Below are 23,651 nucleotides of genomic sequence, written 5' to 3'. Positions count from 1 at the left end.
CCCCTCCTCTGGCTCCTCGGCGGCATCTCGCGACGCTTCCGCGGTTGACGGGCTCGGGGATCCTTGTCAGCGTCCGCGCCCATGCGCCATCGCGCGATCGCCTGGGCCGCGCCCCTCGCCGTGCTCGTGACCGGATGTGCTTCCGTGGCTCCGCCTGCGTCCCGGTTCCCGACCGCCGACGCGGCGCTCGACCGGATGAAGGAGACGTATGCCTGCGTGAACGGCGTCCAGGGCACGGCCAAGATCGATCACTTCTCCCGCCAGGGCAGGATCCGCGGGGACGTGTACATCCTGGCGGTCAATCCCGATCGGGTCCGGTTCGATATCGTGAGCCCCTTCGGCGCCAACCTCTACACGCTCACGTCGGATGGAACCCTGTTCCAGATGCTCGATGTCGGGCAGAAGCAGCTTTTGCACGGGCCTGCGAGCGCGTGCAACCTCGCGCGGCTCACCCAGGTGCCCATCCCCGGGCACGCGCTCGTCTCGCTGCTCCGCGGCGAGGCGCCGGTGCTCGTGCACGAGCCGCGCGCCGCGTCGATCGCGTGGGACGGCGACGGCTTCTACCGTGTGCTGATCCAGAGCACCCGCGACGCGACGCAGGAGATCCACCTCGAGCCGCGCCCGGACGACTGGCGCTTGCCCTGGAGCCAGCAGCGCCTGCGCGTCAGGCAGGTCCGGGTCGCGCAGCGCGGGATGGACCTTTATCAGGCCGAGCTGAGCCATCATGAGGTGATCCGCACCGCGCCGCCGCGCGTCGATCCGGAGGGCATCGATGATCCGATCCCGCCGAGCGGCGGCGTCTGCCAGGCGGAGGTCCCGAGATCGATCCGTATGCGGGTCCCCAACACCGAGGACGACGTCATCTTTCAATACAAGGAGGCGAAGTGGAATCCGCCCCTCATCTCAGGGGCGTTCACCCAGCCGATCCCTGGCGGAGTCATCCGTCGTTATGTCGACTGCCAGGACTGAGTCGGTGGACTCAGGTTATTCCTGAGAGCCTGCGTTGGCGCGTCGACCTCCGCGCAGGGCCGGCTGTGTCTGCCAACTTCTGGCTTACGGCGTGGACGCCGCCCTCGTGAACGTCTAGAAATGCGCAATCCACCTCGCCTTGGCGAGAGGAGTCGGCGATGGACGTCGAGCCGGGAACGATCGTCGGCGAAAAATACCGGCTGGAGGGGCCGCTCTCGCGCGGCGGGATGGGGTCCGTGTGGGTGGCCCGGCACGTCCAGCTGGGCGCGCCGGTGGCCATCAAGTTCATGGACCCGGAGCACGCGGCCTCGCCCGAGTTCCGCGCTCGCTTCTACCGTGAGGCGCGCACGGCGGCGAACCTCGAGAGCCCGCACGTGGTGAGCGTGCAGGACTACGGCATCCAGGGGACCGTGCCCTACCTCGTCATGGAGCTGCTCCGGGGCGAGGACCTCAGCCGCCGGCTGCGGCGGGTCCGGCGCCTGCCGCTCGCCGAGGCGGCGCGCATCGCGATCGAGACCTGCAAGGCGCTGCGCCGCGCGCACGACTCCGGGCTCGTCCACCGCGACCTCAAGCCTGGCAACCTGTTCCTCGCGCGCGTCGACGACGAGGAGGAGATCGTCAAGGTCCTCGACTTCGGCATCGCCAAGCAGCTCACCGGCAAGCTCCTCAGCGACGAGACAACGAAGACCGGCGAGCTCCTGGGCTCGCCTTTCTACATGAGCCCGGAGCAGGCGCGCGGCGACAAGGACCTCGACGCGCGCAGCGACCTGTGGTCGCTCGGGGTCATCCTCTTCCGCGCGGTCACGGGCAGGCTCCCTTTCGAGGGCGACGTGCTCGGCGCGGTGCTGTCGAGGATCCTCGTCGAGCCGATCCCGCAGGCGACGCAGCTCGCGCCCGACCTGCCGGCCGAGCTGGACGACTTCTTCCTGCGCGCGCTCTCGCGCGATCGGTCCCAGCGGTTCCAGTCGGCGCAGGAGATGGTGCTCGCCTTCGTGGCCGCGGCGGGCGACATCGGCGTCCCGCTGCCGGTGCCGTCGGCGCCCCGGCCGCCGCCGTCGGCGTCGCGCACGGGGACGCTGCTCGGGCTGTCGCCGGGCGGCACCGCCGAGCCCGAGGGGCCAGGCGACGCCCGCGCGCTCTCCTGGTCTGGCGCGGAGGCGCCGCGCCCGCGGCTGGACGCGCCCGCGCCGCTGCCCGAGCCGTCGCAGCCCGGCACGCTCACGGCCGCCGCGACCGGGGAGGTCCCCGACACGCGCAGGCCGCGCGCGAGCGCGACGCGGCGCTGGCTCCTCGCGTGCGGCGCGCTCTCGGTGATCAGCGGGACGGTCGCGATCACGGCGCTGCGTCCCGTCGGCGACGAGAGCGCCGCGCCCGCGCTCGCGCCGGCGCAGCCTGCGGCCGTGCTCGCGGCCACGCCGCCCGTGGAGGTGGTCCGCGCGTCGACGCCCGTCGTGAATCGCCTGCCCGTCGCCGCCGAGGGCGCGCCCGTGAGAGACGGCGCGCCGCCTTCGCCGGCGCCCTCGGACAGGGCGGAGCCGGGGTCGGCCGCCGCGCCCCAGGCCTCGCCGGCGCGCCCGGCGAAGCGCCGGATCCCACGCCGCTCGCGCGAGCTGGTCGACCCGTGGCAGGGAAGATAGCGGGCGGCCGCGCCCGAGCTCGCCGGTCGCGCTCGAGCCTGCCGGTTTCGCCGAGCCTGCCGGTTTCGCCGAGCCTGCCGGTTTCGCCGAGCCTGCCGGCTTCGCCCGAGCCTGCCGGTCGCGCCTGACGACGCCGGCTACGCGAGCGCGTCGCGGAGGCGGCGCGGCGCGTCCGTGATCAGCCCGTCGACGCCGAGCGCCGCGAGGTCCTGCGCTTCGCGCGGGTCGTTCACCGTCCACACGTTGACCACGCGCCCCTGCCGCTTCAGCAGCGCGATGCGCTCGGGCGACGCGATCGTCCGCTCGATGTGCGCGGCGAGCGCCCCGAGCGCCGGCGTGAGGCGCACGGCCGCGTCGTGGTAGCGGCTCCGGTGCACGAGGAGCGCGCGCGGAACGGCCGGCGCCAGGACCCCGAAGGACGCGACCATGACCGGATCGAACGACGAGACGATCACCGCGTGACCGGGATCCCAGGCGCGCAGGAAACGCGCGGTCGCGCGCACGAGGGCGGCGCGGTCGGGCACGTCCCGCTTCATCTCGATGTTGACGGCGAGCCGGCGCCCGCGCGCGAACGCGAGCACCTCGGCGAGGAGCGGCACCCGGCCGCCGCCGAGGTCGACCTGCCGGAGCTCGTCCCAGCGGAGCGCCGCGGCGGCGCGCGCGTCCGCGCCGTGGGTCACCCGCTCGAGGTCCGGGTCGTGCAGCGCCACGACCTCGCCCGAGCCGCACACCCGCACGTCGAGCTCGATCCCGTCGGCCCCCTGCGCCGCCGCCTCCTCGAAGGCGGCGAGCGTGTTCTCCGTGGGCGCGCCCTCGCCCCGCACGCCCCGGTGCCCGAGGAGGAGCGGCGCGCGCGCGGCCGCGCCGCGCGGCGACGACCCCGGCTCGCGCGCGCTCCGGCGGAAGCGCTGCTCGGCCCAGGTCAACGCCCGGGCTCCTCGTTGAGCTCCTCCGCGACGGTGCGGGCCGCCTCGCGCGCGCGCTCCAGCGCGGAGAGCGGGAAGGACGCCGCGCCGACGGCCGGGTGCCCGCCCCCGTCGTAGCGGCGGCAGATCGGCGCGATGTCGCGATCGCGCGGGACGCCGCACCAGGGGTTATAGCCGACCGAGAGCTTGTAGTGCTGCTTGTGCCGGGAGAGCGTGACCGAGTAAACGCACTCCGGGTACATCGCGTAGGTCATGAACTTGCCGACCGCCTCGAGCGGCGCGTCGGAGAGGTCGACCAGCACGACGCGGCCGAGCTTGCGCGCGCCGCGCTCGATGCGCGCGACGAACGTCTGCCGCGAGAGGGAGAGCGGACGCCAGAGATCCTGGATATCGGGGGCGCGCGCCACCTCGCTCACGGGCTGCTCGACGAGCCGCGGCACCACGGACGCGAGGAAGGGCCCGTCCCCGTGGTGCTCCACGACGGAGGCGAGCTGCATGATCGGCTCCTCGCGGCTGACGGCGGCCTCGGCCGAGGGGAAGCGCGCTGTGTCGATGACGTCGGCCCACCGGATGAGCTCATCGACGCCGGACATCTCGACGCTGAAGTGGTCGCGGCCGACGTCCGCGATGAGCTTCGTGCACGAGCCGTAGGCGGCGTCATAAAAGACGTGCGGCGCGTCCGCGGCGACCCTCGACCCCGTGGCGCCGGCGAGCGCCGCGTCGCGCTCGTCGTCCGAGCCGAACCCGGTGATGTGGTGGTCGAAGTACCACGTCAGCTTCTTCGTCGGCGTGTAGCGGAAGTCGAGGATCGCGTTCTCGTCGCCGTCGAGCCACGAGGGCGGGATCATCGTCATGCCCGGGCCGTACCCGCAGGAGCGGTAACGGAAAGCGAGCGGCTCGCCGGGGCGGAGCGCCTGCATCAGGCGGGTGAACAGCGCCGCGCTCGCCATGCCGTCGAAGCAGTGGCCGTGCGTCGCGACGACGATGTCCCTGGGCTTCATCGGGCGAGGGGGTAGCACGCTCCATGGCCGGCCGCTCGCGGGCCGAGCATCGCGCGGCGGTTCTGGTACTCTCCGCGCCGTGCGGCGCGCCCTCGCTCTCGTTCATCTGTATCCGTTCAGGCCGGCGCGCCGCTTGCTCGCCGCGTCGCTCGCGCTCGCCGCGCCAGGCTGCGGCGGCGCGCCGGCGTCCCGCGTCGAGGTGCTGCAACCGAGCCCGCCCCCCGCGCCGGCCCCGGCGCCCGCGCCCGAGGTGCGGAACCCGCCGCCGCCGAGCGATGCGCCCGAGCCGGACCCCGAAGCGTCGCGCCTGTTCCTGAGCCGCGTCGGGCAGCAGCGGCAGCCGGCGAGCGCGCCGGTGCCGCGCGTGACGGCGCTCGCGCTCGCGAACACGGCGCGCGGCGAGGCGAGGGGGATGACGGCGATGGGCGACGTCGTGTCGCTCGCGATCGCGGAGGGAGAGAGCGGCGCGATCCCCGTGCGCGTCGCGCCGGGGGAGTGCACGGTGTTCATCGCGCAGGGCGGGCTCGGCGTGATCGAGGTCGACCTCTTCGTCACGAAGGGCGCGGCGCCCGCGCTGGAAATCGCGGCCCAGGACGCGGACAGCGGGCCGGTCGCGGTGATCGGCGGCAGGGGCGCGTGCTTCTCCGTGCCGGGCAACGCGCCGCTCGCCGTGAGCCTCCACGCGCAGGTGCGGCGCGGCGCCGGCGTCGTGCTCGTACAGGGCTACCGCGGCCCGCGCCCGCCGGCGCCGCCCGCCGCGGCGCCCGGCGCGACGCCGCCGGACACGGCGCCGCCGAGCGCAGCGCCGCCCGCCGCGGCCTCGCCGAGCGCAGCGCCGCCCGCCGCGGCCTCGCCGAGCGCGGCGCCGCCCGCCGCGCCCTCGTCGTCGACCGCGCCGCCGCCAGCCGCGACGCCGCCCCGCGCCTCGCGTGGCGCGCCGCCCCGGTAGCGCGGCGACGCTCGGCGCGCGTTCGATCGCGCGCTCCTCATTTCGCGCAACTCGGCTCGGTCGCCGGTCGACACGCCGCGTATGGCGTCGATCGAGATCCTGCCCTCCGATCCATCTTACCCCGCGCCGCTCTGGGCCCTCGTGACGGAGTCCGAGGCCGCGCCGCCGACGCTCTACGTGCGCGGCGTGCTCCCCGCGCGCCCGGGCGTCGCGATCGTCGGGACGCGCGCCGCGAGCGACGAGGCGCTCCGTTTCACCCGCGCGCTCGCCGCGGCGCTCGGCGACGCGGGCTTCTCGATCTGGTCGGGCGGCGCGCGCGGCGTCGACGCGGCCGCGCACGAGGGCGCGCTCGATGCGCGCGCGCCGACCGTGGTCGTGAGCGGCGCCGGCCACGCGCGCCCGTACCCGCGCGAGCACGCGCCGCTCTTCGATCGCATCCTCGCCGCGGGCGGCGCGCTGCTCGCGCGCGTCCCCGACGACACGCCGCCGCTGCCGGGGCTGTTCCTCCAGCGCAACGCGGTCCTCGCCGCGCTCACGCTCGCGACCGTCGTCGTCGAGGCGGGCATCGAGAGCGGCGCCCGCTCCGCCGCCGCGGCCGCCCGACGCCTCGGGCGCCACCTCTGCGTCGTGCCCCACGCGCCGTGGAGCCCGCGCGGCGTCGGCTGCGCGCTCGAGCTCGTCGGCGGCGCGCGCCCGATCACGCGCGCGGCCGACGTGATCGACGTCCTCGGCGGGCCGGCGCCCCCGCCCCGCCGGCGAGCGCGGCGTGCGCTGCGCAACAGCCCGCCCGCCACCGGCACGCTGCCGCTGCCGGACGCGGCCTTCGCGCCGGCGGGCGCTCCGCCCGGGAAAATCGCGCCTGCGCCGGCGGCCGGCGCGGGGCTCGGCGCGATCGCCGGCGGGGCGATCGGCGCGGAGAACAACGCGGAAATGACCGCAGAAATGACCGCAGAAATGACCGCAGAGCAGCGCGCCGTCCTCGACGCCCTGGACGCCCACCCGGCGCACGTCGATGAGGTCTGCGAGCGGACGGGCCTTCCGCCCAGGCGCGCCGTGGAGGCACTCTTGACGTTGACGCTCCAGGCCGTAGTAGTAGAGGGGCCCGCCGGGTTGTTTCGGCGGGCTCTTCGTTGAAGGGGCACGTCGGCTCACCCTCCCAGTGCGGTTCCGGGTGGCCGTCTCCTCGCGGGGGGCCTCCCTCGCACCGAAGCTAGCCCCTCAATCCTCTACCAGCCCCGACACGTTGCTCAGAAGGTGGTGATGGCCAAGACGCTCGTCATCGTGGAGTCGCCGGCGAAGGCGAAGACCATCAAGAAGTATCTCGGCAACGGGTACGAGGTGTTCGCCTCGAAGGGGCACGTCAAGGACCTGCCCAAGAAGCAGAACGCCGTCGACGTGCAGAACGATTTTGCCGAGACCTACGTGGTCATCGAGGGCAAGGAGAAGGTCCTGGAGGAGCTCAAGTCTGCCGCGAAGAGGGCGGACGAGGTGCTCCTGGCGACCGACCCTGATCGCGAGGGAGAGGCGATCGCGTTCCACATCTCGGAGGAGATCAAGAACCCGAGGCTCAAGGTGGCCCGGGTGGAGTTCCACGAGATCACGAAGAAGGGGGTCGACCACGGCGTCCACAACCCCCGCAAGCTCGACGAGAACCTGTACGACGCCCAGCGGGCGCGGCGCGTCCTCGATCGCATCGTCGGCTACGACGTCTCGGCGCTCGTCTGGTCGAAGCTCGCGTTCGGCCTGTCGGCGGGCCGGGTGCAGTCGGTCGCGCTGCGGCTCATCGTGGATCGCGAGCGCGAGGTCGAGGCGTTCGTCCCCGAGGAGTACTGGAACATCGCGGTCGGCCTCGGCGCGGCGAGCCCGCCGCAGCGCGCGCCGTTCGTCGCCAAGGTCGCCTCCGCCGACGGCAAGAAGCTCGAGGTGACGAACGGCGAGGTCGCCGCGAAGGTGCGCGCCGACCTCGAGGCGGCCCGCTACCGCGTGGCGAAGGTCGTGCGGCGCGAGCAGAAGCGCAACCCGCCCGCCCCGTACACCACCTCGAAGCTCCAGCAGGACGCGACGAACTACCTGCACTTCGGCGCCAAGCGGACGATGCAGATCGCGCAGGCGCTCTACGAGGGCATCGACCTCAAGCGCGACGGCGGTCCGGTCGGCCTCATCACGTACATGCGTACCGACTCGACGCGCGTGAGCGACGACGCGATCGCCGAGGTGCGCGGCGTGGTCGCGAAGCGGTACGGCAAGGAGTTCGTCCCCGAGCGCCCGAACGTCTACAAGTCGAAGAAGAACGCGCAGGACGCGCACGAGGCGATCCGGCCCTCGAGCGTCGAGATCCACCCGGACTCGATCAAGAAGCACCTGAAGGACGAGCAGTACAAGCTGTACAAGCTCATCTGGAACCGCTTCGTCGCCTCGCAGATGAACCCGGCGGTCTACGACCGGACGACGGTCGAGATCGACGTGACGCCCACGGTCGCGGCGCCCGCGTACCGGAGCTACCTCGCCAGGGCGAGCGGGCGGATCCTGAAGTTCGCCGGCTGGCTGCAGGTGACGGAGGGCCAGCAGGAGTTCGCCGGCGAGGAGGAGAGCGCCGGCGCCGCGGCGGAGGGCGGCGCCGCCGCGCCTGCGCCCGCCGAGGCGAGCGCCGCGGAGGCGGAGCGGGCCGCGCCCGGCGTCCCGGCCGAGGAGGACTCGGAGGCGCTCCTGCCCGACATGAAGGAGGGCGAGGCGCTCGCCGTGTCGCCCCCGGGGGTCATCACCGACCAGAAGTTCACGCAGCCGCCGCCCCGCTACAACGAGGGCTCGCTCGTGCGCGAGCTGGAGAAGCGCGGCATCGGCCGCCCGTCGACGTACGCCGAGATCATCAGCAAGGTGCAGCAGCGCGCGTACGTGGAGAAGCGGGAGGGGGGCGCGTTCCAGCCGTCGCTCCTCGGGAAGTTCGTGGTCGACGGGCTCGTCCGGTCGAACCTCGACATCATGGATCCGAACTTCACGGCGCAGATGGAGGAGGAGCTCGACGAGGTCGGCGCCGGCACCCTGAAGCGCGAGCAGCTGCTCAAGCGCTTCTACAAGAAGTTCAGGGAGCAGCTCGACAAGTCGAAGAAGCTCGCGCCGTGGAAGCCCGACGCCGAGAAGACCGACATCGTCTGCGACGAGTGCGGCTCGATGATGCTCAAGAAGTGGGGCAAGAACGGCTGGTTCTTGAGCTGCGAGCGCTACCCGAAGTGCAAGGCCACGCGCGACCTGTCCGACGCGCGGGGCAGCGCCGCCGTCCGCGAGACCGACATCTCGTGCGACAAGTGCGGCAAGCCGATGATCATCAAGACGGGGCGCTTCGGGGACTTCCTGTCGTGCACCGGGTACCCGACCTGCAAGAACACGCGCCCGGTGCCGCTCGGCGTCGCGTGCCCGAACTGCGGCGGCGACCTCATCGAGATCCGGCCGCGCAAGAAGGGCGGGCGCACGTTCTACGGCTGCTCGAACTGGAACGCCGAGCAGAAGTGCGACTTCAAGCTCTGGCAGAAGCCGGTGCCCATCCCGTGCCCGCAGTGCGGCGCGAAGTTCGTCACCCGCACCGCCGGCAAGAAGGCGATGCTCGTCTGCGCGACCAAGGAATGCGGCTTCAAGCAGGAGATCGTCGAGGGAGAAGGGGAGGACGGCGCCGCGGACGGCGCCGTCGCCCTGGACGCCGCGGCGGTCGACGCGAGCGCGGCGCCGGCCGCCCGGCCCGCGCCGGCGGTGGCGCCGCCCGCAGCCGTCCAGCGGCCCGAGCCGGCGCCGAGCCCCGGCGCGACCGGAGGGGCAGCGGAAAAGCCCGCGCGGGCCGTGCGCGCCCGCCGCACGGCGAGCTAAGACGGTCGCGAGATCCCCCCAACATCCCTTGTGAGCTGTATGAACGGAGCAGAGAGCCCGTGCGACGTCGTCGTCGTCGGAGGCGGCCTGGCCGGTTGCGAGGCGGCGTACCAGCTCGCGCAGCGCGGGCTGCGCGTGCGCCTGGTCGAGATGAAGCCGCACAAGCGCACGCCCGCGCAGACGAGCGATCGGATGGCCGAGCTCGTGTGCTCGAACTCGCTGCGCGGCGCGGCGCTGAGCAACGCGGTGGGGCTCCTCAAGGAAGAGCTCCGGCGCGTGGGCTCGCTCGCCCTGCGGTGCGCGGACGAGACCTCGGTGCCGGCCGGCGGCGCGCTCGCTGTCGATCGCGAGCGGTTCGCGGAGGCGATGACGCGGGCGATCGAGGCCCACCCGCGCATCGCGGTCGAGCGGCGGGAGGTGACGGAGATCCCCGCCGAGCGGCCGGTGATCCTCGCGACCGGCCCGCTCACGTCCGACGCCCTCGCGGCGAGCCTCGCCGCGGCCATCGGCGCCGAGCACCTCGCCTACTACGACGCGATCGCGCCCATCGTCAGCGCCGACTCGATCGACTGGTCGCGCGTGTGGAAGCAGTCGCGCTACGGCAAGGGCGGCGCCGTCCGCGGCGAGCGGGCCGCGCCGCCGGAGCAGCGGGCAGCGCCGCCGGAGCAGCGGGCAGCGCCGCCGGAGGACGCGGCCGAGCGGCGCGACGACGCCGAGGCAGGCGACGAGGCCTACGTGAACTGCCCCTTCGACGAGGCGCAGTACAAGGCGTTCGTCCGGGCGCTCGTCGAGTCGGAGAAGGTGGAGGCGCGCGACTTCGAGGAGGTGCGCTACTTCGAGGGGTGCCTGCCGTGCGAGGTCATGGCCGCGCGCGGCGAGCAGACGCTCGCGTTCGGGCCGATGAAGCCGGTCGGGCTCACCGATCCGCGCACCGGCCGGCGTCCCTACGCGGTGCTCCAGCTGCGCCCGGAGGACGAGGCCGCGACCGCGTACAACCTCGTCGGGTTCCAGACGCGCATGAAGTACGCCGAGCAGCTCCGGGTCTTCCGGATGGTGCCCGGCCTGGAGGAGGCGGACTTCCTCCGCATGGGCTCCGTGCACCGGAACACCTTCGTGGACGCGCCGGCGCTCCTCGGCCCGGCGATGGAGCTCCGCGCGCTCCCGGGCGTGCACCTGGCCGGCCAGATCGCGGGCGTGGAGGGCTACGTGGAGAGCGCCGCGGCCGGGTTCGTGTGCGCGATGCTCCTCGCGCAGCAGCTGCGGAACGAGCCGCTCCGGCCGCCGCCGCCCACGACGGCGCTCGGTGGCATCCTGACGCACCTCGGCCGCAAGCAGCCCAAGTATCAGCCGTCGAACATCACCTGGGCGCACATCGCGCCGCTCGATCCCGCGCACGGCAAGCTGCGCAAGCGCGCCCGCTACGAGGCGATGGCCGAGCGCGCCCTCCGCGACCTCGACGCGTGGTGGGCCGCGGGCTGACGGGCGGGCTCGACGGCAGCGGGCAGCGCGCCCGCGAGCGGCGCTGAACATCCGTTTCCGCGGCCGGCGCGGGCGCGGCGCGTCGCCGACGCGCCAATCGTGCGCGGGCCGCCCGCCGCGCGCGGGCTTCGATACCCTGGCGGTGGTGCGTTGCGCGCCGCATGCGCGCTCCGGGAGCCCGCCCGCGCGGGCCCGCGCCCACGGAGGTCGTCGATGAAACTTCGCTTGTTCGCGTTCCTTGCGCTCGCTGTCCCTGCCGCCACGCTCCTGCCACCCCGCGAGGCGCTCGCGTGCGGCGGGTGCTTCGCCCCGGTCACCCAGACGACCGTCGTCAACGCGCACCGGATGGTGCTCTCCGTCTCGCCCGTGCAGTCGGTGCTCTGGGATCAGATCCAGTACGCCGGCGACCCGAGCGAGTTCGCCTGGGTGCTCCCGGTCAAGCGCGGGGCGACGATCCAGGTCGGCTCGGACGCGTGGTTCGAGACGCTCGACGCGGCCACGTCGGTGCGCATCACGCCGCCGAACTCGATGTGCAGCGGGAGCGGAGGGGGCTGTGGTGTGATGATGGGCAGCGACTCGGCCGACGCGGCCGGGGGCTTCGGCAACGAGCAGGTCACGGTGCTCCACCGCGGCACCGTCGGCCCGTACGAGACCGCGACGCTCGCGACCGACACGCCCGGCGCCCTGAACAAGTGGCTGGACACGAACGGCTTCGGCGTCGACGAGTCGACGCAGCCGGTCATCGACGCCTACGTCGAGGAGGACTTCGACTTCATCGCCCTCAAGCTCCAGCCGGGCAAAGACGTGAAGGAGATGACGCCGGTGCGGGTCGTCATGCCGGGGGCGAACGCGACGCTCCCGCTCCGGATGGTCGCCGCCGGCACGGGCGCGAACGTCGCGATCACCCTGTTCACCATCAGCGAGGCGCGGCTCGCGCCCGAGGGGTTCGTCGCCGCGAGCATCCCCAGCGACCTGCTCGCGTGGGACTTCGCCTCGCAGGACTCGAACTACGGCGTGCTCCGCGAGAAGGCGCTCGCCGCGGCCGACGGCGGCCGCGCGTTCCTCACGCCCTACGCGCAGCAGGGCTCGCTCTTCTCGCCCGTGTCGAGCTCCGCGGCGCCGTTCGGCGTGCAGTACACGACGAGCGGCTCGACGACCCCGGTCGACACGATCGCCGCGGCGTTCGCCCAGCAGGGGCTCGCGAACGGCGAGACCGAGGACACAGCGTGCGCCGTGCGCTTCGCCGAGCTCGCGATGGAGGGCCGCGCCGTGGGCAACCCGTGCCCGGCCGGCGTGCTGCTCTCCGATCCGAGCTGCGACTCGGTCGCCTCGGGCCAGATCGACGCGCGCGAGCTCGCGTGCGGGCCGCTCGACGACCTCGCGGTCGCGATGATCGGCCTGCACCCGAAGGACGTCTGGCTCACGCGCCTCGAGGCGAACCTGCCGCGCGCCGCGCTCGACACGGACCTCGTCCTGAGCCCCGCGCCGCAGGAGCGGGTCGACAACTGGCTGCGCGCCCGCGTGAGCGTCCACGCCGAGGTGCTCTGCGGCGCGGCGACCCCGGTCCTCGACGGCGACCGCGCCTCGCGGTCGCGGGGGCAGGGCACGCTCGTGGGCATGACGCTCGGCGCCCTCGCGCTCGCGGCGGCGGTCGCCCGCCGCGGCGCGCGCCGCTTCGCCGCCCGCCTGGCCTGACCGGCGCTCGGAGGCCCGCGTCCCGGTCCCTGGTCCGCACCACCGGCAGGCCGTGGCCCTTCTCCGGGATGATCGTGAGATCGCCGTCCGCCTCCAGGATCGCCCAGCGCACCTGAGAGAGGTGCTCCAGGCCGCTCTTGTGCATCTCGGAGAAGATCTCCTCCGGCTGGATCCGCTTCGTGCAGACGGCGGGCCCGGTTCTGCCGGAGAGACCACTTGCCTCGGCGGCGCTGTGGCGCGGCGGTCGGGCGTGGCAGTCTGCCACGTCGCGGGTCTCGTTCAGCGGAGTTCCCCGCGCGATCGCGCCTCGGCGTGGTGGCATACGCGCTGCTTGAGCATTGTGTCGAGGGCGTGCGGGCCACTGCCGCAATCGTGCAGCAGCCGTCCGGCGCTCAGGACGCGACATGACCTGCTCGGTGCTGACTCTTCCAGGCTCCAGGGCGAACTCCAGATCAAGCCAGGCAGAGGCCGGCAATGCGCACGCGCCTCACGCCACGCGCCTCCTGCCAGGGATGACGACGGTGCTCGAATCGCTCCTCGACGACATCTCGCGCGCCCGGGAGAAGATCTGGGTCTCGACGTACATCTACCGCAACGACAAGATGGGTCATCGCTTCGCCGACGCCTTCGCGGAAGCGGCGCGGCGCGGCGTCGACGTGCGGCTCCTCTACGACGCGCTCGGCAGCCACAGCACGCCTGGGGCTTTCTTCGAGGACATGAGGGCTCGCGGCATCCGCACCCGCGCTTACCGGCCGCTCAGCACCGTCCTCCGCGGGGGCGCCCTGTTCCCGCGGGAGCACTCGCGCATCGTGGTCATCGACGGCGCCGGCTACGTGGGCGGCGCGGCGTGGGCCGACGAGTGGCTCCCGCGCGATCAGGGCGGCGGCGGCTGGCACGAGGTCTGTAGCCGGGTGATGGGGCCGTGCGTGGACGACATGGAGCGAGCGTTCGAGTGCCGCTGGATGCTCGCCAACGACGCCGAGGGCCGCTCCTTCGATTACTGGACCGGCGGCGTCTACGATGACGTGGAGTTCATCACCGACGCGCCGACGCCGCCGGCGGTCATCTACGAGCGCCACCTGGAGCGGGTGCGCGCGGCGCGGCGCCGGGTGTGGATCGAGAACGCGTATTTCTGCCCGCCTCGCGCGCTCGAGCGCGAGCTCATGGACGCCGCGCGCCGCGGGATCGACGTGAAGATCATCGTGCCGCGCAGCTCCGATCTCCCGACCATCCGCAACGCGAGCCTGGCGAGGTACAGGTCGTGGCTGGAGAACGGGCTGCAGATCCACGAGTTCCTCCCGTCGATGCTCCACTCGAAGTTCGCGGTCATCGACGACGACTGGGCGACCGTGGGCACCTTCAACGTGAACCCCACCAGCCTGAGGTGGGTGAGCGAGGCGAACCTCATCGTCAAGCAACCTGCCTTCGTGAGGGACGCCGCCCAGCTCTTCGAGCGGGACCTCCAGCAGTGCGACGAGGTCTGCCTCAACAACCTCCCCGCGCTGGGGCCGCTTGCGCGCATCCGGAACGCGCTGTTGAGCATGGGCATCGACCTGCTGGAGCCACGCTACGCGGGCGCTCGCTGGCACAACGCGCTCCCGGAGCGCGAGCGAGACGGCGGGTTGCTCCAGGCGCTCGGGGTCTAGAACACCGATCCACCACATCGATCGAGCGAGGATGAAGCGCCAGGGCGCCAAGATATCGTCTTGTTCTTGGCGCCTTGGCGGTTCGAAATTCTGCTCGTTTCAGGCGGGCTCGACCCGTTTCTTGCCCTAGAGCACCGAACAGCTTGGAACGAGAGCCGAGGCGCGGGGGACGCGAGGGAGAGGCCTGCTCCCCCGCGTCCTCTGCTCCCCGTCGCTCGAGCGCCGTCGCCCTGAGCCGCGGCTCCCCCGAGCGGCTACGGCGACGGCGCTGCCGGCACGCCCGGCGACGGCTCCGCCGCCCCGCCGTCCGGGGCTGGCGGCGCCTCGTCGACCGCTGCCCTGTGCGTCCCGGGCTCCTGCCTGGCCGGCGCGGCGTCCTCGCGGGCCTCGACCGCGCTCGTCGAGCCCTCGGGCGCCGGCGGCGGGCAGGCCGCTTCCCCGCCTGCCTGCCCGCCATTCGCAGAGCAGGCCGCGCTCCCCGTCTCGGGCGTCGACCCGGCCGGGGCCGCCTGCGCAAGGAGCTGCGGCGCCTCCGCGCCCGCGTCGGCCGCGGGCAGCTCCGGCAGCGCGCTCGCCGCCGGCGCAGGCGGCTTCGCTTCCGCAGTGGCCCTCGCCGTGGCCGGCGCCGCGGGTGCAGGCGCCTTCACGGTGCGTGCCGGGCGCGGCGCCACGGTCGCGACCGGCGGCGCCACGAACCCGCGCGCCATGCTCGCCGTGAGCGAGCTCGGCTCGGCCGCTGGCCGCGCCGTCGCCGCCGGCGCCTCGGCGGCCGTCGCCGCCGGCGCCGGCGCCGGCGCCGCCGGCGTCAGCTCGGCGACGGGGCCCGTCGCGACCGGCGCCACGCTCCACGCCGCCGCCCCCGCCATCAGCACGAACCCCGCCGCCGCGACGCGGCGGAACGGGAAGCGCTCTCGCAACGACGGCCGCAGCGACGCCGCCACGACCCCCGGCGGCGTCCCCACCGCCGTCGCCTCGGACCACGCGCGCTCGCCGCTGTCTTCCAGCAGCTTGCGCCCAACGACCACCGGCGCCCTGGGCCCGCTCTCGCCCGGCGCCCTCCGCGCTGACGCCATGGGCAGCTGCAGCTCCACAGCATCCTCGGCGCGGCGCGAGTGCAGCGTCGGCGCGGAGCTCACCACCATCGGCCGCGGCGACGCCGCCGGGACCTGGCTGCTCCGCTCATCCAGCCATTGCGCGCGGAGCGACGCGCCGCACACGTCCTCCGAGACGCCCCGCGAGAGGAGCCACGTCGCGAGCGCGACGCCGAGCTCGCGCATGCTCCCCCAGCGCTCCGCCGGGTCCTTGCGCAGCCCGCGCTCGACGATCGACCACAGCGCCGGATCGGTGCCGCACCGCTCGACCAGCGACCGGACCGGATCCTGGATGATCGCGCGCAGCGTCCCGAACCCTTGCTCCCCGGCATACGGCGTCTCCCCCGCGATCACCTCGTAGAGCATCGTGCAGAGCGCCCAGATATCCGCGCGATGATCGATGTGCCCCTGCCCGAGCGCCTGCTCGGGCGGCATGTACTGCGGCGTGCCGATCACGGCCGCGCCCGTCGAGCCGGACTCGGGCTCGGTCCACGTGACCTTCGCGATCCCGAAATCGACGACCTTCGGCTGGATCCTCCCGTCGCCCTGCTCCGCGAGCATCACGTTGTCCGGCTTGAGATCCCGGTGAACGACGCCCCGCTCGTGGGCCGCGTGCATCGCGCTCGCGACGGGCAAGAGGATCGCGATCGCCGTCTCGGGCAGGAGCTGCGGCTCGCGGCAGAGCAGGTCCCGCAGGGCCTCTCCCTCGAGGAGCTCCATCACGATATAGGGCGTGCCCTCCGCGGTCTTGCCGAGATCGAAGACACGCACGATCCCGGGGTGGCTGAGCTTCGCCGCCGCCCGCGCCTCGCGCAGCAGCCGCTCCGCGATCGCGGGAGAGCGCATCTCCGGGCGCAGCACCTTGATCGCCACGTTCGCCTCGAGCGCCGTGTTCGCGGCGACCCAGACAGAGCCCATCGCCCCCTCTCCCGCCTTGCGGAGGAGCTGGTACTTGTCGCCCACCAACGTGCCGACCTCGAAGCGTTCCCCTAAGGTGTGCTCGAACCCCTGGGTCATGTTGATTGACATGCGCTCTCCTGCCGCCTGCTCCGGCCATCCCGCCGCTCACCACGCCACGCCATGCTTCGACGCCAGATCTGGAGCATCGCGCATGCCAGGCGCTCCTCTCGGGGATCGCCTGAAATGCCGCACGGACGCGTCGGCGGCAGCGCGCCTCGGCGAGGCAAGTTGCCACGCACCGAGCGCAGCCGCGGCACGCGAGCCCCCCTGCGCGCGAGCCCCCCGGAGCTAGATGAAGCTGTCGTAGGGGCGCTTCAGCCCGCTGTCGCTCCGGACGTTCTCGGCGCCGGCATACTCGAGGATCATCTCCAGGATCTCGGCGTCTCGCTGCGACTGGGCGTGAACGCCGAGGAGGACCTCACCCCGCTGCAGGCCGCTCTCGTAGGCGCGCGCGCGGTGCTCGGGGACGCCGGCGCCGACGAGCGCACCGACGAGCCCTCCGGCCGCGCTGCCGGCGCCCGCGCCCGCGATCGCGGCCTCGATCGGCCCCGCCACGACGAGGCCCAGCCCGGGGAACATCAGGCTCGTTCCGACCGCCGCGAACGCAGCGAAGGCCGCCCCCACCGCCCCGCCGACAGCGCCGCCGAGGCCGGCGCCCTCCACCGCCCTCGAGCCGGTTCCGCTCTCGACATGCTGGCCGCGCGCGGCGTGGCCCATCACCAGGCTGATCGCGTCGCGCTTGTATCCACAGCTCATGACGCGCTCAATGGCCCTCTCGGCGTCCACCCGTGTCTTCAGCAGACCGGTCACCAGCTTTGCCCTCACTGACAGGCTCCTTTCCCAAGACCGTCCCCGCGCAGCCGCGTTCCCTTGCTGTATTCTGGAATCCCACACGGATGCAGCAGGCAGCGTGCCATGCGAAGGTGCCGAAAATCCCGGGCATCCTGCGCTGTCGGTTGTGGACGGTCGCGCCGCACCTGAGCAGAGACGCCACACTGGGGCGTGGTTGCAGCCCAGACGAACTTCTGGCTACGTCCGAGGCGGACGATGATGGGGGTGGTGGACCGGGGTGAGCCGAGCTGGATCGAGGTGAAACGAGCTCAGCGATGCAGCCAGATCCGGAGCAGCGCGAGCAGCTGCTCGGTGTCGACTGGCTTCGAGATGTAGTCGGTCGCGCCCGCCTCGAGGCACTTCTCCCGGTCGCCCTTCATCGCTCGCGCCGTGACCGCGATGATCGGCAGCGTCTGGAAGACGGGCCGCTGGCGGATGGCGCGGATGGTGTCGTATCCGTCCATCTCCGGCATCATGATGTCCATGAGAACGACATCGATGCCGGTGGTCCGCTCCAGGCGCTCGATGGCGGCCTTGCCCGTGTCGGCGGCGAGCGTCGTCATCCCGTGGCTCTCCAGGACGGTCTTCAGCGCGTAGATGTTGCGGAAATCGTCGTCGACGATCAGCGCGCACTTGCCGGAGAGCGCGGTGGCCGACTCGTGGAGATGCTCCACGATGAGCCGCTTCGGCTCCGGCAGGTCCGGGATCCGGCGGTGCAGCGCGAGCGTCACCTCGTCGAAGAGGCGCTCTCGCGACTGGACGTGCTTCACCGGGAGCCGCTGCGCCAGCCGGGCGATCTGCACCTCGTCGTCCCCGGCGATGTCCGCCGGCGTGTAGACGATCGCCGTCAGGTCGGCGAAGCGTCCGGCACGGTCGAGGTGGTCGATGAGCTCGAAGCCGGGCATGTCGGGCAGGCGCAGCCCGAGCACGATGGCGTCGAACGCCTCGCGCTCGACCGCGGCGAGCGCCTCCCGGCCCGTCGCCACGGTGGCGATCGTGATCCCCTCGTCCGAGAGCAGCTCGGCCACGGGGTCGCCAGCTGCCTTGTCCGGCTCGACGAGGAGCAGCCGGCGCTGCGGCGAGCTGACCAGCGCGTCGAGCCGCGCGAACGCCTCGTCGAGCGCCGTCCTGCTGCTCAGCGGCTTGTTGAGCAGCCCCACCGCGCCCATGCGGCGCGCGCGGCACCGCTCTTCTTCCGTCTCCGTCGTGATCACCTGGACCGGGATGTGCCGCGCCTGGAGATCGCGCTTCAGGCAGTCGAGCACGCGCCACCCGTCGATGTCGGGCAGGTTGATGTCCAGCGTGATCGCCAGCGGCCTGAGCTCGCGCACGAGCGAGAGCCCGGTCGCGCCGCGGACGGCGACGACAGCCTTGAAGCCGTGCTCTCGCGCGACGTCCACGAGGAACCGGGCAAAGACCGTATCGTTCTCGACGATCAGGATCGCGCGATCGCCCGGACGTACGCTCTCGCTGTCGTCGATGATCTGCGTGTCCGTGGTCGTGGTCATGCGATCCGACGGCCGGCTGCTGTGGACGGGATCCTCGAGGACCGGCGGGGCGTCGAGGACGTGCGCCGGTGGCCGCCGCGCCGCCCGCACGGGCCGGTAGGTGCGCGGCAGGTACAGGGTGAACGTGCTCCCGCGGCCCGGCGCGCTGACGAGCACGAGATCGCCGCCGAGCAGCCGCGCGATCTCCCGGCTGATCGCGAGCCCGAGCCCGGTGCCGCCGTACTTGCGGCTCGTGCTCCCGTCGGCCTGCTGGAACGCCTCGAAGATGATCTGCTGTTTGTCCGGCGCGATCCCGATGCCCGTGTCGTGGACGGAGAGGGCGATCACCGCGTCGGCCCGGCTGAGCACATCGTTCTCACGGTTCCACCCCTCGCGGGCCACTGTCACCTCCAGGATCACCCTGCCGCGCTCGGTGAACTTGAAGGCGTTGGAGAGCAGGTTCTTGAGCACCTGCTGCAGCCGCTTCGCGTCGGTGAGCACCGACGCCGGCAGACTGGACGAGAAGGCGAGCTCGAACTCGAGCTTCTTCGCCTCGGCGACGTGCCGGAACGTCCGCTGCACGTAGTCCGAGAGGTCCTTGAAGCTGATCTCGCCGACGTCGACGACGACGGTGCCCGACTCGATCTTCGAGAGATCGAGGATGTCGTTGATGAGCGCCAGGAGGTCGGTGCCTGACGCGTGGATCGTCTTCGCGAACTCGACCTGCCGCGGGGTGAGGTTCTGGTCGTTGTTCCTGGAGAGCTGGTCCGAGAGGATGAGGAGGCTGTTCAGCGGCGTCCTGAGCTCATGGGACATGTTGGCCATGAACTCCGACTTGTATTTCGAGGTGAGGGCGAGCTGCCGCGCCTTCTCCTCGAGGGCCTGCCGGGCCTGCTCGACCTCGTGGTTCTTCCGCTCGACCTCGACGTTCTGCTCGGCGAGCAGCCGCGCCTTCTCGCCGAGCGCGGCGTTCGTCTCCTGGAGCTCTTCCTGCTGGCTCTGGAGCTCGCGCGCCAGCGACTGGGACTGCTTGAGCAGGTCCTCGGTGCGCATGTTCGCCTCGATCGTGTTGACCACGATGCCGATCGACTCGGTGAGCTGATCGAGGAACGCCTGGTGCGTCGGGCTGAAGCGCTCGAGCGACGCGAGCTCGATGACGGCCTTCACCTGCCCCTCGAAGATCACGGGCATGACGATGATGTTGACCGGGGGCGCCTCGCCGAGGCCGCTCGTGATCGTGATGTAGTCGGGCGGCGCGCTGACGAGGAGGATCTTCTCCTTCTCGAGCGCACACTGGCCGACGAGCCCCTCGCCCAGCTTGAACTGGTTGTCCACGTGCTTGCGCTGCTTGAACGCGTAGCTCGCGAGCAGCTTGAGGAAGGGCTCCTCCCGGGACGAGTCCATGATGTAGAAGACGCCCTGCTGCGCCGTCACGACGGGGGCGAGCTCGGACAGGATGAGCCGGCCGACGGTGAGGAGATCCTTCTGCCCCTGGAGCATGCGCGAGAACTTGGCGAGGTTGCTCTTGAGCCAGTCCTGCTCGCTGTTCTTCAGCGTCGTGTCCTTGAGGTTCCGGATCATCTCATTGATGTTGTCCTTCAGCGCCGCGACCTCGCCCTGCGCCTCGACCTTGATCGACCGGGTGAGATCGCCCTTGGTCACGGCGGTGGCGACCTCGGCGATCGCGCGCACCTGCGTGGTGAGGTTCGCCGCGAGCCGGTTCACGTTGTCGGTGAGGTCCTTCCAGGTGCCGGCGGCCCCGGGGACGCTGGCCTGCCCGCCGAGCTTGCCCTCGACGCCGACCTCGCGCGCCACCGTCGTCACCTGATCGGCGAACGTCGCGAGCGTCTCGATCATGCCGTTGATCGTGTCCGCGAGCGCGGCGACCTCGCCCTTCGCGTCGACGACCAGCTTGCGCTTGAGATCGCCGTTGGCGACCGCGGTCACGACCTTGGCGATGCCGCGCACCTGGTTCGTCAGGTTGCCGGCCATCGAGTTCACGTTGTCGGTGAGGTCCTTCCAGGTGCCTGCGACGCCGCGGACGTCGGCCTGCCCGCCGAGCTTGCCCTCGGTGCCTACCTCGCGCGCGACGCGGGTGACCTCGGAGGCGAAGGAGTTGAGCTGGTCGACCATCGTGTTGATGGTGTTCTTGAGCTCGAGGATCTCGCCCTTGACGTCGACGGTGATCTTCTTGGAGAGGTCGCCGTTGGCGACGGCGGTGGTGACGGCGGCGATGTTGCGGACCTGCGAGGTGAGGTTGCCGGCCATCGAGTTGACGGAGTCGGTGAGGTCCTTCCAGGTCCCTGCGACGCCGCGCACCTCGGCCTGCCCGCCGAGCTTGCCCTCGGTGCCTACCTCGCGCGCGACGCGGGTGACCTCGGAGGCGAACGAGCGGAGCTGATCGACCATCGTGTTGATGGTGTCCTTGAGCTCGAGGATCTCGCCGCGGACATCGACGGTGATCTTCTTGGAGAGGTCGCCGTTGGCGACGGCGGTGGTGACGGCGGCGATGTTGCGGACCTGGGCGGTGAGGTTGCCGGCCATCGAGTTGACGGAGTCGGTCAGGTCCTTCCAGGTGCCGGCGACGCCGGTCACCTCGGCCTGCCCGCCGAGCTTGCCCTCGGTGCCTACCTCGCGCGCGACGCGCGTCACCTGCGCCGCGAAGGCGCTCAGCTGGTCGACCATCGTGTTGATGGTGTTCTTGAGCTCGAGGATCTCGCCCTTGACGTCGACGGTGATCTTCTTGGAGAGGTCGCCGTTGGCGACGGCGGTGGTGACGGCGGCGATGTTGCGCACCTGGGCGGTGAGGTTGCCGGCCATCGAGTTGACGGAGTCGGTGAGGTCCTTCCAGGTGCCGGCGACGCCGCGCACCTCGGCCTGCCCGCCGAGCTTGCCCTCGGTGCCTACCTCGCGCGCGACGCGGGTGACCTCGGAGGCGAAGGAGTTGAGCTGGTCGACCATCGTGTTGATGGTGTTCTTGAGCTCGAGGATCTCGCCCTTGACGTCGACGGTGATCTTCTTCGAGAGATCCCCGGTGGCGACGGCGGTGGTGACGGTGGCGATGTTGCGCACCTGGGCGGTGAGGTTGCCGGCCATCGAGTTGACGGAGTCGGTGAGGTCCTTCCAGGTGCCGGCGACGCCGCGGACGTCGGCCTGTCCGCCGAGCTTGCCCTCGGTGCCTACCTCGCGCGCGACGCGCGTGACCTCGGCGGCCAGCGAGCTCAGCTGATCGACCATCGTGTTGATGGTGTCCTTGAGCTCGAGGATCTCGCCCTTCACGTCCACGGTGATCTTCTTCGAGAGATCGCCCTTCGCGACGGCGGTGGTGACGGTGGCGATGTTGCGCACCTGGGCGGTGAGGTTCGACGCCATCGAGTTGACGGAGTCGGTGAGGTCCTTCCAGGTGCCTGCGACGCCGCGGACGTCGGCCTGCCCGCCGAGCTTGCCCTCGGTGCCTACCTCGCGCGCGACGCGGGTGACCTCGGAGGCGAAGGAGTTGAGCTGGTCGACCATCGTGTTGATGGTGTTCTTGAGCTCGAGGATCTCGCCCTTGACGTCGACGGTGATCTTCTTGGAGAGGTCGCCGTTGGCGACGGCGGTGGTGACGGCGGCGATGTTGCGGACCTGCGAGGTGAGGTTGCCGGCCATCGAGTTGACGGAGTCGGTGAGGTCCTTCCAGGTGCCGGCGACGCCCTTCACCTCGGCCTGCCCGCCGAGCTTGCCCTCGGTGCCTACCTCGCGCGCGACGCGGGTGACCTCGGAGGCGAACGAGCGGAGCTGATCGACCATCGTGTTGATGGTGTCCTTGAGCTCGAGGATCTCGCCCTTGACGTCCACGGTGATCTTCTTCGAGAGATCTCCCGTGGCGACGGCGGTGGTGACGGCGGCGATGTTGCGCACCTGGGCGGTGAGGTTGCCGGCCATCGAGTTGACGGAGTCGGTGAGGTCCTTCCAGGTGCCGGCGACGCCCTTCACCTCGGCCTGTCCGCCGAGCTTGCCCTCGGTGCCTACCTCGCGCACGACGCGGGTGACCTCCGAGGCGAAGGAGCCGAGCTGCTCGACCATCGTGTTGACGGTCCTGGCCGTCCGGAGGAACTCGCCGTCGAGCGGCCTGCCGTCGACCTCGAGGGCCATCATCTGCGAGAGATCGCCCTTGGCGACGGCCCCGATGACGCGCGCTGTCTCGGCGGTGGGGTGGACGAGATCGCCGATGAGCTCGTTCATGCACGCGATCTCGTCGGCCCACGCCCCGCTCACCTCGCCGATGAAGGCGCGCTGCGAGAGCTTGCCCTCCTTGCCCACCACGCGGCTCAGGCGGTGGAGCTCCCTCGCCATCTTCTCGTTGAGCTCGACGACGTCGTTGAACGTGTCGGCGAGCTTCCCGTCGACCCCGGACCAGTCGAAGGGCAGCCGCACCGAGAAATCACCCTTCTTGAGCGCCGTCAGCGCCAGCAGCAGCGTCCGCCGGTCGAGCGCGTCGCTCACGACCGGCGGCGCGGCGCGGGCCCCATCCCCCCCGAGGGCCTTCTTCGCGCGTGCGGCGCCGTGCAGCCCGTCCGCGGACGCGCCCTTCTTTCCCTTCCCATTGCCAGCTCTCGCCTTGCGGGCCGCCTTGTCGAGGTCGCTTCGCTGCTCCATGCCGCTGTTCTCCTGGTCACGCCTGCAGGCGGTGCCGATCGGTTGAGGGAAACTAGATCGCACCCCGGATACGGCGGTGCCCCGGAGCGCGGCGAGCGGCTCGACGGGGGCGAACCCGGGGGCGAGAGGCTGCGAGAGAAAAGGCCCGCTCGCCTGGAAGGCGGAGTCGTCGATTGGCTCGGGCGGCCAGGGCAATCGCGGGGCGCTCGCGCCGCTGAGGGGCGGGGCTCTCGCTGCCCGACCGCGAAGGTTCCGTCGGGTCCCATCGATGTCAGGCTTCGGCGCACGGTGGCCGTGCGCGCCCGCACCCGCCGCGCGACAGCATGAGTTCGTATACTACGCAGGCGCGCAGCCGGGCAAGCATCGCGCCCCGGGCGTCGCTCTTTGCCTGCCGCGTGTGGTGGCTCAGGTGCGCTGCGGCGGAGAGGCCGCGTTGTCGGGGGGCGGTGGGGCGCGTCGCGCGCGGGCCTGGCCGGGGTGCGCCGGG

Annotated in this window: 13 protein-coding genes and 1 pseudogene; 8 read left to right on the top strand and 6 right to left on the bottom strand. The window is 72.1% G+C overall.

The features are described 5' to 3' along the window. Positions 1-81: 81 nt before the first annotated feature. The gene (locus tag WME89_RS32980; protein WP_438003632.1) at positions 82-969 is read left to right on the top strand and encodes a LolA family protein; all 888 of its coding nucleotides are present in this window, start codon (positions 82-84) and stop codon (positions 967-969) included. A gap of 158 nt (positions 970-1,127) precedes the next feature. After that, a complete protein-coding gene (locus WME89_RS32975; RefSeq protein ID WP_438003631.1) occupies positions 1,128-2,606 on the top strand; it encodes a serine/threonine-protein kinase in 1,479 nt (492 codons plus the stop codon). A gap of 137 nt (positions 2,607-2,743) precedes the next feature. Here WME89_RS32975 and WME89_RS32970 read toward each other — a convergent pair whose 3' ends face one another. Next, positions 2,744-3,532: a glycerophosphodiester phosphodiesterase gene (locus tag WME89_RS32970; RefSeq protein WP_438003630.1), complete on the bottom strand. Its 789-nt coding sequence runs from the start codon at positions 3,530-3,532 to the stop codon at positions 2,744-2,746. Further along, positions 3,529-4,533: a hypothetical protein gene (locus WME89_RS32965; protein WP_438003629.1), complete on the bottom strand. Its 1,005-nt coding sequence runs from the start codon at positions 4,531-4,533 to the stop codon at positions 3,529-3,531. The genes WME89_RS32970 and WME89_RS32965 overlap by 4 nt, the downstream gene beginning before the upstream one ends. Before the next feature lie 133 nt (positions 4,534-4,666). On the opposite strand from WME89_RS32965, the gene WME89_RS32960 reads away from it, so the two are divergent. The 5 genes from WME89_RS32960 to WME89_RS32940 all read left to right on the top strand — a co-directional run bounded on the left by WME89_RS32960 (position 4,667) and on the right by WME89_RS32940 (position 12,511). Beyond that, positions 4,667-5,482 (top strand): hypothetical protein, encoded by an 816-nt coding sequence (locus tag WME89_RS32960; protein ID WP_438003628.1) that lies wholly within the window; start codon positions 4,667-4,669, stop codon positions 5,480-5,482. 81 nt (positions 5,483-5,563) lie between these two features. Further along, positions 5,564-6,616: a DNA-processing protein DprA gene (locus WME89_RS32955; RefSeq protein WP_438003627.1), complete on the top strand. Its 1,053-nt coding sequence runs from the start codon at positions 5,564-5,566 to the stop codon at positions 6,614-6,616. Between the two features lie 126 nt (positions 6,617-6,742). After that, a complete protein-coding gene (topA, locus tag WME89_RS32950) occupies positions 6,743-9,337 on the top strand; it encodes a type I DNA topoisomerase (protein WP_438003626.1) in 2,595 nt (864 codons plus the stop codon). 39 nt (positions 9,338-9,376) lie between these two features. Continuing rightward, positions 9,377-10,816: a methylenetetrahydrofolate--tRNA-(uracil(54)-C(5))-methyltransferase (FADH(2)-oxidizing) TrmFO gene (gene trmFO, locus WME89_RS32945; RefSeq protein WP_438003625.1), complete on the top strand. Its 1,440-nt coding sequence runs from the start codon at positions 9,377-9,379 to the stop codon at positions 10,814-10,816. Between the two features lie 213 nt (positions 10,817-11,029). Next, positions 11,030-12,511, top strand: coding sequence for a DUF2330 domain-containing protein (locus WME89_RS32940; RefSeq protein ID WP_438003624.1), 1,482 nt, complete (start codon positions 11,030-11,032; stop codon positions 12,509-12,511). A 67-nt stretch (positions 12,512-12,578) separates the two neighbouring features. Here WME89_RS32940 and WME89_RS32935 read toward each other — a convergent pair. Further along, a pseudogene (locus tag WME89_RS32935) lies at positions 12,579-12,833 on the bottom strand (YetF domain-containing protein); the annotation flags it as partial. A 190-nt stretch (positions 12,834-13,023) separates the two neighbouring features. Between WME89_RS32935 and WME89_RS32930 the strand changes: the two are divergent. Next, a complete protein-coding gene (locus WME89_RS32930; RefSeq protein ID WP_438003623.1) occupies positions 13,024-14,157 on the top strand; it encodes a phospholipase D-like domain-containing protein in 1,134 nt (377 codons plus the stop codon). A 254-nt stretch (positions 14,158-14,411) separates the two neighbouring features. On the opposite strand, the gene WME89_RS32925 is transcribed toward WME89_RS32930, so the two are convergent. The 3 genes from WME89_RS32925 to WME89_RS32915 all read right to left on the bottom strand — a co-directional run bounded on the left by WME89_RS32925 (position 14,412) and on the right by WME89_RS32915 (position 23,164). After that, positions 14,412-16,277, bottom strand: a complete 1,866-nt coding sequence (locus WME89_RS32925) for a protein kinase domain-containing protein (RefSeq protein ID WP_438003622.1) — start codon at positions 16,275-16,277, stop codon at positions 14,412-14,414. A gap of 219 nt (positions 16,278-16,496) precedes the next feature. Continuing rightward, entirely contained in the window at positions 16,497-16,964 is a 468-nt protein-coding gene (locus WME89_RS32920) for a hypothetical protein (RefSeq protein WP_438003621.1), read from the bottom strand. A gap of 344 nt (positions 16,965-17,308) precedes the next feature. After that, positions 17,309-23,164 carry a HAMP domain-containing protein gene (locus WME89_RS32915; protein ID WP_438003620.1) on the bottom strand — a complete coding sequence of 1,952 codons (5,856 nt, stop codon included), beginning with the start codon at positions 23,162-23,164 and terminating at the stop codon, positions 17,309-17,311. Between the last annotated feature and the right edge of the window lie 487 nt (positions 23,165-23,651).

The organism is Sorangium sp. So ce321 (assembly GCF_051530195.1).
Lineage (GTDB): Bacteria > Myxococcota_A > Polyangia > Polyangiales > Polyangiaceae > Sorangium.
Note: the sequence above shows the minus strand (reverse complement) of the source record. Positions and strands in the feature narration are given on the sequence as shown.